11 protein-coding genes and 1 tRNA gene are annotated in these 14729 nt (G+C 55.8%); 8 read left to right on the plus strand and 4 right to left on the minus strand.

The genetic code is table 11. The features are described from left to right. Nucleotides 1-17 precede the first annotated feature (17 nt). Nucleotides 18-1658 (plus strand): AMP-binding protein, encoded by a 1641-nt coding sequence (locus Q4D85_RS08125; protein ID WP_303199593.1) that lies wholly within the window; start codon nt 18-20, stop codon nt 1656-1658. Nucleotides 1659-1794: 136 nt separating this feature from the next. Continuing rightward, the gene (locus Q4D85_RS08130; RefSeq protein WP_303199594.1) at nt 1795-2592 is read left to right on the plus strand and encodes a hypothetical protein; all 798 of its coding nucleotides are present in this window, start codon (nt 1795-1797) and stop codon (nt 2590-2592) included. Between the two features lie 46 nt (nt 2593-2638). Here Q4D85_RS08130 and Q4D85_RS08135 read toward each other — a convergent pair whose 3' ends face one another. After that, entirely contained in the window at nt 2639-3577 is a 939-nt protein-coding gene (locus Q4D85_RS08135) for an NAD-dependent epimerase/dehydratase family protein (protein ID WP_303199595.1), read from the minus strand. A 308-nt stretch (nt 3578-3885) separates the two neighbouring features. Between Q4D85_RS08135 and Q4D85_RS08140 the strand changes: the two genes are divergently transcribed. The 3 genes from Q4D85_RS08140 (at nt 3886) to Q4D85_RS08150 (ending at nt 6700) form a co-directional block, all read left to right on the plus strand. Continuing rightward, nucleotides 3886-4455, plus strand: a complete 570-nt coding sequence (locus Q4D85_RS08140; protein ID WP_303199596.1) for a hypothetical protein — start codon at nt 3886-3888, stop codon at nt 4453-4455. 78 nt (nt 4456-4533) lie between these two features. Beyond that, nucleotides 4534-5139, plus strand: coding sequence for a GNAT family N-acetyltransferase (locus tag Q4D85_RS08145; protein WP_303199598.1), 606 nt, complete (start codon nt 4534-4536; stop codon nt 5137-5139). 1147 nt (nt 5140-6286) lie between these two features. After that, nucleotides 6287-6700 (plus strand): hypothetical protein, encoded by a 414-nt coding sequence (locus Q4D85_RS08150; RefSeq protein WP_303199600.1) that lies wholly within the window; start codon nt 6287-6289, stop codon nt 6698-6700. Nucleotides 6701-6758: 58 nt separating this feature from the next. Here Q4D85_RS08150 and Q4D85_RS08155 read toward each other — a convergent pair. Beyond that, nucleotides 6759-6831, minus strand: a tRNA-Thr gene (locus Q4D85_RS08155). 64 nt (nt 6832-6895) lie between these two features. Continuing rightward, nucleotides 6896-8092 carry a DNA polymerase III subunit delta' gene (locus Q4D85_RS08160; RefSeq protein WP_303199602.1) on the minus strand — a complete coding sequence of 399 codons (1197 nt, stop codon included), beginning with the start codon at nt 8090-8092 and terminating at the stop codon, nt 6896-6898. A 73-nt stretch (nt 8093-8165) separates the two neighbouring features. On the opposite strand from Q4D85_RS08160, the gene Q4D85_RS08165 reads away from it, so the two are divergent. The 3 genes from Q4D85_RS08165 (at nt 8166) to Q4D85_RS08175 (ending at nt 14009) form a co-directional block, all read left to right on the plus strand. Beyond that, nucleotides 8166-9689: an adenylate/guanylate cyclase domain-containing protein gene (locus Q4D85_RS08165; RefSeq protein ID WP_303199604.1), complete on the plus strand. Its 1524-nt coding sequence runs from the start codon at nt 8166-8168 to the stop codon at nt 9687-9689. Nucleotides 9690-9905: 216 nt separating this feature from the next. Continuing rightward, a complete protein-coding gene (locus Q4D85_RS08170; RefSeq protein WP_303199606.1) occupies nt 9906-11891 on the plus strand; it encodes an OPT family oligopeptide transporter in 1986 nt (661 codons plus the stop codon). A 249-nt stretch (nt 11892-12140) separates the two neighbouring features. Then, on the plus strand, nt 12141-14009 hold the full coding sequence (locus Q4D85_RS08175) for a right-handed parallel beta-helix repeat-containing protein (protein ID WP_303199607.1): 1869 nt from the start codon (nt 12141-12143) through the stop codon (nt 14007-14009). A 217-nt stretch (nt 14010-14226) separates the two neighbouring features. Here Q4D85_RS08175 and Q4D85_RS08180 read toward each other — a convergent pair whose 3' ends face one another. Next, nucleotides 14227-14640 (minus strand): hypothetical protein, encoded by a 414-nt coding sequence (locus Q4D85_RS08180; protein WP_303199608.1) that lies wholly within the window; start codon nt 14638-14640, stop codon nt 14227-14229. Nucleotides 14641-14729 lie beyond the last annotated feature (89 nt).

Below are 14729 nucleotides of genomic sequence, written 5' to 3' on the forward strand. Positions count from 1 at the left end.
TGAAAGACTGTGCCCTCATGAACCTTCGCTTTACCCGCTTTACTCACACCCTTGCCCAGTTAAAGGACTTTATCCCTGGGGTGGTGCGCGCTGGGATCGTCTCCCACGAAGGCGGGCTTAAAGCGGTCGCCGCGACGGCACCGATTCTCGCCCGGTACCGCTTCGCCACCGCACGGGAGGTGGAGCAGGGGTATTACGCCTGCCCGAATCGCACCGCGCTTATCGACGACAACGGGTCGCTCACCTACCGCGAGTTGCGGAATAATTCCCGGATTATCGCCAGCTATTTACGGCAATTGCAACCGCAGGATCTGCATTTGGGGATCATGGCGCGGAACGGCCGGGGCATTATTTACCCGATGGCGGCGAAAGGGTTTGCCGGTGGCACGGTCTATTTGCTCAATATTGGTTCCTCCCGGGAGCAGCTCACCGCGTGTTTACAACGCGACGGCGTGAACGTGCTGGTCATCGACGAGGAATTCTTGCCCCGCCTTGATACGGAGGCCATCGATATTCCCATCATCATCGCGCATCGGGAATCCGAAGCCAGCGCTGATTACCTGAGCTTAGAAGACATTCTGCGCACCCATATTCCCGGTCCGTTGCCGGCATTCCCGAAGCACGGCCCGATTGTCACCATGAGTTCCGGCACCACCGGGGTTCCCAAAGGCGTCATGCGCCCTGAGCCGCTCATGCCGACGGTTCTTGCGGGTATCCTGAACAAGGTGCCGTGGCGAGCCGGGATGAAAGTCCAGGTCACCGCTTCCATGTTCCATGCATGGGGTTGGGCGTGTTTCAATATTGCCTTCGGCATGCGGGGCACGATCGTCACCCGCAGGCTTTTCGACGCCGAAGCGGTCCTGCGCGACGTTGCCGAGCACAAACTTGACGGCATGTTGTCCTCGCCGATCTTCCTCAAACAGATAGTCAACGTCAAAGACAACGAAAAATACGACTGTTCCAGCCTGAAATTCATCTTCTCCTCCGGCAATGCGCTGTCGCCGTGGCTGGTCGAGGCGATCCACGAACGCTTCGGCAAAATCTTATGTAACCTCTACGGTTCCACCGAGATCTCCGCCGTGGCGGTGGCCAGCATCGAGGACATTAATGCCCACAGCGCCACCGCCGGCCCGGTCTGTACCGGTACCGATTTGGTCATTCTGGACGATAACGATCTCCCCTGCCCAACCGGCACCCCGGGTCGAATTTTCTGCTACAACACGGTGACTCTCTCCGGCTACACCGACCCTAAAATCCCGGTGCGCCGCTACGGGCACATGGTGCAAATCGGGGATCGTGGCTACCTGGATGCCGATGGGTACCTATACGTCCTGGGGCGGGCGGACGACATGATTATCGTCGGCGGCGAAAACGTCTATCCGCGCAGCGTGGAAGAGGTCTTGGAGGAAATGCCCGGCATCGCCGACATGTACGCTGGCGGCGTGGATGACCCGGAGACCTTCAAGCGCATCGCCGTGTGGATCGTCCGAAGCGCAGACGCTGCTGGGGAAGCAGTTACGGAAGAAGCCGTACAACAGTGGGTGGCGCATCACTTGGCGGAGCATTCCATCCCCCGTGACGTGCACTTTGTCGATTCGTTGCCGCGTAACCCAACCGGAAAAGTGGTGCCCGCCCGCCTGGTGCCGCCGCAAGTTTAAGGTTGCCGGCGGGTGGGTGATGCTTGTCGACGTCGAAAAGCACTACCCCTACCACACCACCATATTAAACACTTAACCCTTTCTTACTATAGTCTTAATATTCAAGAACTCTGCCACCTCTTGAAAGGGTCTTCTAGTGCCAAGAATCCGATTCATTGCCGCCGCGCTTAGCACGGCGCTGCTGATTACCACCACCCAACCCGCGCACGCCTACGGGCGGCTTTTCAACCCCACCGTGGAAGTCGATAACACGACCAATATCTGCGTCTTCCACCTCCCGGACAGCAAAATAGACGCGCTCGGGGAACGGCTGGTTTCCGACGCCCAAAAAGTAATCGCCGCCACCATCGCCACCGACACGCTTAGCGACGCCGAGCTAAAAGCAAACGCCGAACTGGCCACCTCCGGCACCCCGGCTGTCCTCGACTGGGCACGCACCAATCTTCCACACCGGGAACCGGACGAAATCGCGCACGGCCTGCGGGCACTCTATAACTACAGCAATAGTGACCTCACGGACATCGATTACTATTACGATTTCTTAGGAATCAAACACCCCGGCAACCAAAAGCTCAAGTTCACCAAGGCGGAAGCGAAGCAGGCGCAGAGCGAATTTCAAACAGCACTCGCCTTCGTTAACGCCGAGCTAGCCGCCGTCCCGCCGACCAACCCAGCCCACCCGCTCATCGCGCACGAAAATACCGTGCAAAACGAGCTGTTCCGGTCGCTCCTGACCGCCATCGACAACTGCATTAAGGGTCGAAGCACCGTTCCGAAAGCAAACACCCCCAGCAGCGATACCAGTGCAGGTACCAGCGCCGCTCCCCGTGCCGGGATCATCGCAGGCATCATCACGGCCGTAACCGCGGTTATTGCAGCGATCGTCACATTCCTGCCGCAGATACAGCAACTATTTAGCCCACGCGGCAGGTAACCACAACGGGGCCGGTGAGTTTCACCCCGGCCCCGTTTCTTTTTGCCTACGCCAAATCTCTAAAGAAATCCACCGTGTGGGCAATGCCCTCTTCTAACGACACCTCCGGCCGCCACCCCAGTTCCCGCTCCGCCCGCGCAAACGACAACGCTGAACGCGGCACATCCCCCAACCGAGCAGGCGCAAACTCCGGCTCATCCAGCGCCCCCACCGCAGCGGCGACCAAACTATGCAACTGACGATCGGAAGTCTCAACCGACGTGCCGATATTAAAGCGCATTCCGCCGCCCACATCACCGGCAGCCAAGTAAAACGCCCGCACCACGTCGCCCACATACACATAATCCCGGGTGTTCTCCCCCGCACCAAACACCTTCGTCGGCGCACCCGCCAGTAACCGCTGGGCAAAAATCGCAACCACCCCGGCTTCGCCATGCGGATCCTGCCGAGGCCCATAGACATTAGCAGGCGCGATATGCGAACACTCCACCCCATATAAATGCCGGTAGGTATTCAAATACACCTCGCCCGACACCTTCGACGCCGCATAAGGCGAATGCGGATCAACCGGAACATCCTCCGTCACCGGGAAATGCTCAGGCTCACCGTAAATGGAGCCACCCGAGGAAGTAAACACGATCTTGCGCACCCCAAATTTACGAGCCGCCTCAGCCAACCGGATCGTGGCCAAGATATTCGTGTGCGCATCGAACAGCGGATCAGTCACCGAATGGCGCACGTCGATCTGCGCCGCCAAGTGGAAAATAACCTCAGGCTGAGCGAACTTTACTACCTCATCAAGATCAGCTTCCAATAAATCCGCTTCAATGAATTCCACCGCACCGGTGCCCAGCGCAGCAGCAAGATTCTCCAACCGGCCTCGGGAGAGATTATCCACTGCCACAACTGAATGTCCCTCAGCGACCAATAGATCAACCAAATGGGAACCAATAAAACCAGCACCGCCGGTAACTAAAGCTTTCATAATTTCAATGTACAAGCGCAATAGCAATAACCGCGCTGCCACACAGCAAGACTGCAAGGTTTTCGCAATAATTCGCTACACTAACCGCAATTCTTCTGCCACACCGGGCCAATCCGACCACAATTCAAGCAACCCACTTACGTGCCAACGCACAACGAACCCTGTGTCCAGTGCTACGCTGGCGGCGTCGAAAAGCGGTAAGCAGGAATTTTAAAAAATACTGGAACAAAAAATTCCACTAACAGCCCCCGCCACACCAGCACCATAACTTACAATCACTTCAGCAATCACCCCAACTAGGAGCAATAATGAAGCTTAAAGTCGCACTCGCAATAACACTCAGTCTCAGCCTCGGCCTGGCCGCATGCAGCTCTGAGGAAACCAAAGATGCAACGGCGACCAGCAACACAACCAAACCTGCAACCACCAGCGCCGCAACTACCACCTCGGCTTCCGAAACCACCTCCGCCGAAGAAACCCCCGCTGTGAAAGTCGCCTGCGAAGAATCCGCTCCCGGCGCGTCCCCAGTGAAACTAACCGGCGCAACCATCACCGCCAGCGGAACCGACCAACCGGAAGGAACCAAAACAATCACCTGGGAATATTCCGGCGACGTCAGCACCAGCAGCGCCGCATTCGGCGTGATAACCAAACGGGCCGCCCGGATGTTGAAATTCGACGCTGGCCAACTGGTTTCTAATACCTACACGGAATTCGGCGGCAACCCCGTGGAACTGGACGCCGACGTGTCGCTTACTGAGAAGAAACAACAAGCCATAATTCCGGCCGAAGTCGCGGCAGCTTTCGACGAAGGCTGGGTCGCGGACCTATCCATCGACGGCACGCGGGTGGGTACCTGCTACAGCGATAATTACTAGCAGGCGGCTGAGACGACGTGGCTACTCCGGCCGAATGAATGCCTTGCGATTACACCAGGAGTGTATGGGCTCGATTGCATGGCATCAAGCACATCCCGATCCCCCACCAGCTCGGCAGCGCTTTCGCCGACCGGCACCGCCACGCTAGCGCTACCTGCGGACCACCTGCCGCACTCCCGTAGCATTGCTGCCAAGGAATCACTCCCCACCGCGTTTTTCGTTCGTCGCCTCCGCGCCCCACTCCCCGATCAAAGGAAACCCATGGGACTTACAATCCGCACCGACCATATCCCCACCCAAGCTGAGGCGGTTGCGCTGTACGACTCGGTGGGCTGGGCGGCCTACACCAAAGATCCCGCGCAGCTCATGCGGGCGCTGGCCGGTTCCCGCTTCGTCGTATGCGCCTACCAAGACGACGAACTTGTCGGCCTAGCCCGCATCGTCGGCGACGGCGAAGTGATCGCATACCTCCAAGACATCCTGGTCAAGCCCATCGCGCAACGCCACGGTATAGGAAAACAGCTTTTCCAGCACGCCTTCGCGCCATTTATGCACTGCCGCCAACACGTTTTGCTTACCGACGACCACCCCTACCAGCGCGCATTCTACGAGGCCATGGGGTTCACCGAATCCCGGGATTTTACCGGTTTCGAGACCCGGGCGTTCATTCGGTTCAACGGGTAGCCGGTGAAAAGGCCGCGACTAACGACACGGTAACCTAGAACTTTTCGCTTTTCGACGACCCCCGGCGCGACATGGTGGGGCCATAATCCTCCCAGGAACGAAAGGCGAATGAACAGGCTATAGCGTTTTAGCTGAGTTGGAGAGACACATGCAAGCGGAGAATGTTTGCAATGGGCATGGTGGTGGCACTGCCATCAGCCTTGGGGTTACACAGAAGTTCATCCATGAGTGGCGAGGCTCAGACTGCTTTAAGATTACTACGTGAAAAGCGTCCCAATTTCTCGGCTTTAAGGAAAAATAAAGTTAGTTCTTTTCTTGCAAGGTTTTTGAGGAGTTCATATTGCCCAGATCTTTCTTATTGGTTCTTTGTGGTGCAGGTGTAATACTCGCCGGTTGCGGCAGTGGACAGCAAGCCCCCATTACGGTCACACAGACAGTTACAGCGGTGCCGTCTTCGACAACGTCATCGGAGCCAGCGTCCACCAGTGAGGAACCCACCACCACACAGGAGACACCGGTACAGGAACCACAGCAAACAGTGGTTCAACAAACAACCATCTATCAAGCTCCGCCGCCAGCACCTGCTCCAGCGCCCACTAATAACGGGGTTGTAGGTTTCACTGGTGCCCCCCACCGGCGCGCCACAGCAGCTGGATAAGACAATTGCGTATTGCATGAACGATCCTTCATACCAACCGGGAACAACGATGTTCACTGATGGGACCACGGTGGACTACATACTGCGCCGGAATGTAGCCGTTCGATTTTTTTAAAGGAACAAGATAGAACGAGGAAGAGCTTCGACTTTTACGAAGACCTCCCGTTAGTTGCTTGGGAAGTACTACCAACCGAGTTTTCCTGCAGGCGTCATCATCACAGGCGAGGTTAACATCTATCTAATGTGGATAAGCGGCGCATGCAAAGCGGCAGACATGTACTGAGAACATTCAACGCAATCCCATGTTTGGCAGGAAAGACACCATTTGGATAGATGCCCGCAGGACCAGTAAATAAGTAAGTCCCCACCACTTTTACTAGCGAGGATTCCCTTCCACGCTACACAACCAGAAACGAGGAAACACATGCTATTCACACTGATGGGACTTGGCGTAGCTGCCATAACAATCTTGAACGGCGGCGGCCTCCTTTGGCTGCCTGCATTCGCGGGCATTGGCTACGCCATCGACCGGGCTCGAAAGACGACCCAATAAGCCCAATCACTATCGACGAAATCACCTGCACCGCGGTTGGCATCGCCGGTATCGACACGGTACCCAATGCCATCAACGCCGACATGGAAGCAGAACGGCACCGTGAAGCAACCAAAACAGCCCGGCGTGCAGAACCTACCGCGCAACGCCAAGGACTACACGCTGTCGGAGAGCGGAGTTACCGACGCCTGTCGCTATTGGGGGTAACGATAGGCGTCGTCCCCCAGTTCATTTGTTCGAATAATTTTAGGAAGTTTTTCTACCTGTCGAAAGAGGCTTGCTCGGTCTGTGCTCAGTCTGCGTTCCGTACAAGAAGGTACGACATGGGGACAACAAGGGACGACTTATAAATGGGGTTGAGTGAGAAAAACACCCGCTAAAAGTGTGTTTTAGCAGGTGTTTTGGCGGAGCCGCCTAGGGGAATCGAACCCCTGACCTTTTCATTACGAGTGAAGCGCTCTACCGACTGAGCTAAGGCGGCACGAACAAAATGTTCAAGCGGTGATTCTACAACAGTTGAGTGGTGTTTTTACAAACCGCTGGGGTTAGCGGATGTTACATGCTTTTCGGATTCGTCCTACCATTGCGTCCATGGCGGCTTCCGGCCGGACGTTTTTATTGATGTCACTGCGGCATTGTTGAATCGCCTCAATACAGGTGAGGAGGTTTTCCGGCCCGATTGTGGCTAGCTCATCAGCCAGCGGTGTCATGTCCGGGTGGATGGCGGAAACTTCCGCGCCGGTGGCCCGCATGAGGGCGTCGCGGTACAGCCCCATGAGGTCGACGAGTTGCATGTCGAGGGTGTCGCGGCGCGCGCGGGTTTCCCGCAGTGATTGTTGTTTTTCGAGTTCTTTCAGTTGGGTGGCGCTGCCCTTGAGGGCTTTTTGGGCACCTTTACCCCGTGCCCCCATGCCGAGTGCGGTGCGTAGCTTTTCCAGTTCTTTTTCGTTTTCTTCAGCCAGCATGCTTTTAGCTTCTTCGGTGGCGCTTTTCACCAGGGCGCCAACCGCTTGAAATGCTTCCGAGCCGTGGAAGATCAGTTCCGCCAGGTTGAGGATATTGGCGCGTCTGATTTGCGATTCTTTGTGGTGGGCGAGGTGCCGGGCGCGGCCGATGTGGTTGCCAGAGGCCGCGGCGGCGAGTTTCGCCACGTTTTCGCTGATGTCGCTTTCACTCATGAGGACGGCGGCGACTTCGTCGATAGACGGTTGCGGGACGTACACGTGGCGGGACCTAGACAGCAGGGTGGGAATGATGTCGGTGGGGTCGGTGGAGGGGGCGCACAGCATGATGACGGTGTGGGCGGGTGGTTCCTCAACGGTTTTGAGGAGTGTGTTGGCTGCTTCGTTGGTGAGTCGATCGGCATTGTCCAAGATGACGATGCGCCACTTGCCGACGGTCGGCAGCATCGCGGCGGGGGTTACGACCCCGACCCGCATGGCGTCGACGCCGATGCTGAGTTCGCGGGGGGCGATGTGGACGACATCGGTGTGGGCACCCGCCCGGGTTTTTTGGCATTGTTCGCATTCCCCGCAGCCGACGATGGTGGGGTGGGTGCATTCCAGCGCGGCGGCGAAGGCGACGGCGGCGGTGGAGCGTCCGGAACCTGGCGGGCCGGTGAATAGCCATGCGTGGGTCATTGCGCTGCCGCCGACGCCGGTGCGGGCGGCCTGGGCGGCGGTTCGCAATGTTGCTGCAACTTGTTGTGCGATCCCCATGCGGGTGAAGATGTCGGTACTCACGCCCACTAGATTATTAGGTACTGTTGCCTAATGTGTACCCCCGTTTCTTCTTCAGGTGGTTAAAGTAGTGATCATGCAGAGAATGTGGCAGGTCATCCGATGGTTGGCAAAGTCGTCGTGGCCACTTTATACAGCGACGGTTTTGGGGTCGAACATTTTCGCTGCGGTTTTCATTATTTTGTTTTTGAAATACGTTTTACCGCTGCCTGATGTTGGGATTTTTCCTGCTAGTGCTAGCTTGCCGACGGTCGGCGCGATCTACACATCCGTCGCCGTTGTTGTCTGCGCTGTTATCACGTTCATTTTGTTCCGGCCGGTTTTAGATTGGCAACGCGATCCCGATAGCCACGATCCCAACATGGTGCGGATTTTGGTGATGCGCATTCCGTTCTATCAGACGATATTGAGCGTGGTGGTGTGGGTTATCGGAATCATTATTGCCACGGCGGTGGCCGCCCAGGCTTCCAGCAGGTTGGCGTTGGTTATTGGGGTTTCCACCACCTTGGCGGGTTTGGTGATGTGCCTTATCACCTATCTTGAGGCGGAACGTCTCATGCGCCCGATTGCAGCGACGGCGTTGGCTCGCCGGTTTGAGGATTCGACCCTGGAGCCGCCGATTACGCAGCGTCTGCGGTTGACATGGGTGCTCACCTCAGCTGTTCCTATTTTGAGCATTTTGTTACTGCTGTTGGGTCACCGTAACGGCATTTTCCCCGGCCCATTGTCGATGCTGATACCGGCGATGATGATTATGTGCGCCGCCGCCTTGGTCGCGGGTTTTTTGGGCACCACTTTGGTCGTGATGAGCGTGGTAGACCCCATTGTGGAATTGCAGTCAGCGATTAACCGGGTGCGGCGCGGCGACACTGATGTTGAGGTCGATATTTACGACGGTTCCGAGTTGGGTGTGCTCCAAGCCGGTTTCAATGAAATGATGCGGGGGCTTCGGGAACGCCAGCGGGTGCGGGACATCTTCGGCCGCTACGTCGGCAATGAAGTCGCGCGGCGTGCATTGGAGGAGCGACCGGAATTAGGTGGTGAGGATCGCGAGGTAGCGGTGATTTTCGTCGACGTTATCGGGTCTACGACCTTTGCGGTCAGCCACGAACCGGAGGAAGTGGTGGAGGAGCTGAATAAGTTCTTCGAGCACGTGGTTGAGGTGGTGCACCGCAATAAGGGGATTATTAATAAATTCCAGGGCGATGCCGCCCTTGCGGTTTTCGGCGCGCCGATCACGCTTTCCGACGCCACCGGCCACGCGTTGCAGGCCGCCCGCGAGTTGCGGCACGAGCTCAAGGGTTTACGGCTCCAGGCGGGTATTGGGGTTGCGGCGGGGCATGTGGTCGCGGGCCATATTGGTGGACACGATCGGTTTGAATACACGGTGATCGGCGATGCGGTTAATACGGCAGCCCGGTTGACGGAAATAGCTAAAGATACTCCCGGTCGGGTGCTGACCAATGCGGCCACCTTGGCAAAGGCTAACGAGGCGGAGCAGGCGCGCTGGACGTTGATGAAGTCGGTGGAGTTGCGTGGGCGTAACATGATGACGCAGATCGCTCGCCCGATCAGGCCGACGCTGGCGGATCTTTCATAAAATTCACGATCTCCGCGCCCCTAAAACCCCGGTTTGGGGGTTGCGCGTCATTCCGCCGTTTTCGGTGCGTAGCGCATATTTTGCCGCTTTTCGACGCCCGACGGGCTACCTGTTGCCAAGATTACAACGGATAGACAAAGTGGAACCGCACATTTTACCCTTTTATTTATTCGGTCTTTATTCCAAAAAGACCATAAATTTAGAAAGGGTTTTCTGGTGACTCCCACATTAAAACCAACCGATCATCCGATTCGGGAATTAACAATTCGAGGCATCATTCTCGGTGGCCTCATCACGTTGGTCTTCACCGCAGCCAATGTGTATTTGGGATTGAAAGTTGGTCTTACGTTTGCCACCTCCATCCCGGCGGCTGTCATTTCGATGGCCGTATTACGGAAATTTCGAAACCATTCGGTGGTGGAAAACAATATTGTGCAGACAATCGCCTCTGCCGCCGGAACATTATCCGCCATCATTTTCGTGCTTCCCGGCCTGGTCATGATCGGTTTCTGGACCGGTTTCCCCTATTGGACCACCACGGCAGTTTGCGCGATTGGCGGCATTCTGGGAGTCATGTATTCCATTCCGCTTCGCCGGGCATTGGTCACTGGTTCCGACCTCCCCTACCCGGAGGGCGTTGCCGCGGCTGAGGTGCTCAAGGTTGGCGATGATTCCGCTGACGCAGCGGGTGCGGAAGAAAACCACCGGGGCTTGATGGTAATCATCATCGGCGGCGTCGCCTCCGCCGGTTATGCCCTGTTAGCTGCGATGAAAGCGGTAGCGGGCGGAATTTCCTACCCGTTTAAATTCCTATCCGGCGGCACCATGGTTGGTGCGTCGTTATCCCTGGCCTTGATCGGTGTCGGCCACTTAGTAGGTGTCGGCGTGGGTATCGCGATGATTGTCGGGCTCCTCATTTCTTATGGGGTGCTCTTACCAACGTTAAGCGCCGACGCATTAAGCGAGCCTGGTGCTGATTTGGCCGAAGTGGTCAGCACGACGTTTTCCAGTGAGGTGCGATTCATTGGCGCTGGTGCGATGGCGGTGGCCGCAGTTTGGACGTTGCTGAAGATCATCGGCCCCATCGTCAAGGGCATTAAGGACTCCTTAGCCTCCTCGAAGCTGCGTCATGATGGTGCCGAGGTTCCGCTGACGGAACGCGACATCCCCTTCAATATCGTCGTCGGGGTCATATTGGCTGCAATGTTGCCGGTGGGCGCGCTGTTGTACTTGTTCATTAACGTCTCGGAGATTTCCCACCACACCACCACGTTGGTGATTTTGAGCGTGATCTTCGTCCTGCTCATTGGCCTTATCGTCGCCTCGGTGTGCGGTTATATGGCGGGGCTTATCGGCGCGTCCAATTCGCCTATTTCCGGTGTGGGAATCATCGTGGTTCTTTCCGCAGCCTTGCTTATTAAGGCGGTTACCGGCAATGAGTCCGACACGAATGCCACTGCATTGGTTGCTTATACGTTGTTCACGGCGGCTGTCGTTTTCGGTATCGCCACGATTTCCAACGACAACCTCCAGGATCTAAAGACCGGACAGTTAGTGAACGCCACGCCGTGGAAGCAGCAGGTGGCGCTGGTTATCGGTGTGCTTTTCGGCTCGGTTGTCATCCCACCGGTTCTGCAATTAATGCTCACCGGCTTTGGTTTTGCCGGAATGGAAGGCGCGGGATCCGAAGCCCTGGCCGCACCGCAGGCAGCGCTGCTTTCCAGCGTCGCCAACGGAATTTTCGGCGATTCGCTGGACTGGAACCTCATCGGGCTTGGTGCCCTCATTGGCGTCGCCGTGATTGTCATCGACGAAGTCCTGCGTAAGGCCACGGGCAACAAGTTCTACCTGCCACCGCTGGCGGTTGGCATGGGCATGTACCTGCCCATCGCCCTGACGTTAATGGTCCCGATCGGTGCATTCGCTGGCTTGGCATACAACAAGTGGGCCGCTTCCCGACCTAATCCGGAATCAGCAACTCGGATGGGCACATTGTTAGCCACCGGCTTGATCGTCGGGGAATCCCTCTTCGGCGTGGTCCTGGCCGCGATCATCGGTGCCACCGGCTCCGACGAGCCACTGGGACTATTTGATTTCGGCAAGGCGACTGACATTATCGGCATCGTCGTTTTCGCGGCCGTCGGATTCGGCTTGTATCAATGGTTAAAGGCGTCTCAGTCTAAAACCGAAACCGTGCGCTAACCACGGTTGATTGCCCAGGTTTTCATAACCAGGCTATGCGGGAAGGATCTGGGCAATCCACCCACACAGGGGAAAATGTTTTGCTACTTATTGTTATTTCTTGCAAATAGCTTAAAGGGGATAACCCAAGGCTGAAATCTGCCCTAAATCCGCTATAAAAGTCGCTAGAAACAGCGTTTTCCGCTATTCCTCTTCACTAGCCTCTATGGGTGTTAACTCCGCTTCCCCAACCTTTGGAGATTTACGCCCATGTTCACGCTTTCTACCCGGAAATGGTTGGCCATCGCCGCCGCATCTAGCCTGGTTATCGCCCCATTATCAGCACCGCTGGCAGCAGCACAATCTTCCGAGGGGCTTTTAGATCGCCTAAGTTCCAGCAGCAGTAGCTCCCGCTCGCATTCGACACCGCAGCATAAGGCTCCGGGGTCGCCGTCCATCAATCGCACTGCTCACGAAGCCACCCCAGCCATCAGCCCAGAGCAGGCCGTCGAAAAGCTCGGGCTAGAACCGGCACAGACCCGCACTGCGGCAACGATCGCCGAGGCAGCAACGTTGCCCGCCGATAAAGACCACATCGTCGTCACTGACGGGCATTCGCATGTGCATTTCGAGCGTGGTGTCGATAAGGCCGCAGGCGCCTACGCCACCATCGACGTCGCAGGTCAAACCTATGGTGCGAAACCCAAAGACGGCGTTTCCATGATTGCTTTTGCCGACAGCGGCGACGTTGCAAGCGCGCTACAGGAAGCTGTCGACGTCGCAGCTAAAGCGGGTACCGGCGTCACCCTGGGCGCGGGGAAGGAATACAAACCGTCCAAGCGAATCGTCATCCCCCACAACCTGGCCTATTTCAACGGCAATGGGGCGCGCATCATTTCGGAGATTCATACTCCTAGTTTTCAGGAAGTAAGCAGCGTCATCGACATCGCACGCGGCACGACGGGCACCAAAATTTCGGATTTCACGCTTGATCTACAACATGGCCAGTTCACCCGAGGCATCGCCGCCGACGGGGTAAGCGACATCGAAATCAGCAATATCGTGATGGACAACGTCTTCTACCGGGGTATTCAACTATCTGCCGACTCCGGGGATCTGCGCGACATTGTTATGCACAACAACACCATCAACAACCAAGTAGGCGAAGCCCATACAAAAGGCCACTGCATCTCCATCGCGGTATCCGCCCGCCGCACCGAACCGGACACTCACTTCAATAACAGCCCGAGCCCCATCTGGGATCGCTACGTAACCGACGGCACGGTAAGCCCCAATACTTTTGAAGCTTCAGGATTGAAAGTCACCGACAACAAGATTCATGGCGGCTACTACGGGTTGAGCTTCTCCGGGGTGACCAACTCCACCGTTTCTGGAAATTCGATTACCGCCAATACGCGCAATATTTCCATGCAGAATAACAGCAGTACAAACGTCGTGGAATCGAATGACCTAAGCGATAGCTTCTCCTCCAGCATTCACATCGCATACAATTCCGACGACAATCAGGTGCGCAACAATACGGTCACCACCAGCACCTCCACCGGCCAAGGCCTACTTCAGGCGTATCAAGCAAGTAACGGCAACTCGTTTACCGATAACACGGTCACGGTCACTGGCAACAATATCCCTAGCTGGATTTTGTATGTGGGCACGGATTCCTCCAATACCACGTTCACCGGAAACACCATTACCGGCGGGGCCCGTAAAGCAGTGGTCGGCATCGAGTCTGTTTGGGATGGTGATTCCGCGCGCACCAACCTGCCCGACAGTCGGCCACACAACCCCCATGCATATATGGGCGGCGGTTCCGTACCTAATCCGGTGGATGGCGCAATGACCGTGTATAACGGCGGACGCGGCCCGCTGACCGACATCACCGTCACTAACAACACCTTTACTCCAAAGAATTCGGCCGCCCCGCTGGTTTATGTTGGCGCCGATGTCTCTGCTGGCCGCGACGGCAAGCAAAAGTTCATTGGAAATGTCACCGGTGTTGATATCAGCAATAACACCGTTGTTGGCGAGGAATACTCCGAGGAGATCGTCACCCACAGCGGCTCGTTGCCCGCTGTTGGTGCCGCCACTATTGATTTCGACGATAATAGCGTTTCTCGATAACGCTGGTTTCGATACCACTTTTCACCTGATTTCACCGCACTTCTCCGGAAAAAGCGGCGAATTTCAGGTGATTTTTATTTTCTTAATAGATACACACGCAATGAATGCCTATGTGAATATTTCCCATTTCACATGTTGGTAAATCTGCAAAAATACTGCAATCTGGGATTTTATCAATAAAAATCAGCCATTTCCGCCGCTTTACTGACAGTCTTTTTCACATTTTCTCCGCTTTTCTCAAAACAAAAGAATATGAAACTTTAAGCGATTTTCCATTGAATTCATGACTTTCTATCTTTACAATTGGGGTCATGGGTTCAGTAACTACATTTGTTGAAAGTATGGTCAATGGCATTGGCGGTCTCATCGTCACTGTCGTAAAGTTTGCAGTCAACGCAGTTGACACTGTTACAAGCAAGTTGAGCAGCCTTTCCTCATAAGGAAAGCGTTTCAGCGGGATTCCCGCTAAAACACCGCTCATCGTAATAGTGTGATGCAAACCTAGTGTTTTAACACTAAAGGCGAGAAGGCACCACGTGATCGTGGTGCCTTTCCTTTTTGTCTTTTTGCCCAACTCTCTTGATTGCAGCGGGTAGTTCTTGGCAGGAATGCGAATCCCGATTGACGTCATATAAGAGCTGAAATTAGGCGGATTGGACGTTGCAGTCCAGCAATTATTCGGCCTGTCGGGGCGAGGCGTTGAAAGCAACTCGACCTTTA

Source organism: Corynebacterium sp., from assembly GCF_030532965.1.
Classification (GTDB): domain Bacteria; phylum Actinomycetota; class Actinomycetes; order Mycobacteriales; family Mycobacteriaceae; genus Corynebacterium.

What these genes read in the sequence shown, in the direction of transcription:
- Q4D85_RS08145 (WP_303199598.1), top strand. Translation starts at nt 4,534, where the DNA reads ATGGCATCAAGCACATCCCGATCCCCCACCAGCTCGGCAGCGCTTTCG.
- Q4D85_RS08180 (WP_303199608.1), bottom strand. Translation starts at nt 14,640, where the DNA reads ATGACGTCAATCGGGATTCGCATTCCTGCCAAGAACTACCCGCTGCAA.
- Q4D85_RS08135 (WP_303199595.1), bottom strand. Translation starts at nt 3,577, where the DNA reads ATGAAAGCTTTAGTTACCGGCGGTGCTGGTTTTATTGGTTCCCATTTG.
- Q4D85_RS08175 (WP_303199607.1), top strand. Translation starts at nt 12,141, where the DNA reads ATGTTCACGCTTTCTACCCGGAAATGGTTGGCCATCGCCGCCGCATCT.
- Q4D85_RS08140 (WP_303199596.1), top strand. Translation starts at nt 3,886, where the DNA reads ATGAAGCTTAAAGTCGCACTCGCAATAACACTCAGTCTCAGCCTCGGC.
- Q4D85_RS08125 (WP_303199593.1), top strand. Translation starts at nt 18, where the DNA reads ATGAACCTTCGCTTTACCCGCTTTACTCACACCCTTGCCCAGTTAAAG.
- Q4D85_RS08165 (WP_303199604.1), top strand. Translation starts at nt 8,166, where the DNA reads ATGCAGAGAATGTGGCAGGTCATCCGATGGTTGGCAAAGTCGTCGTGG.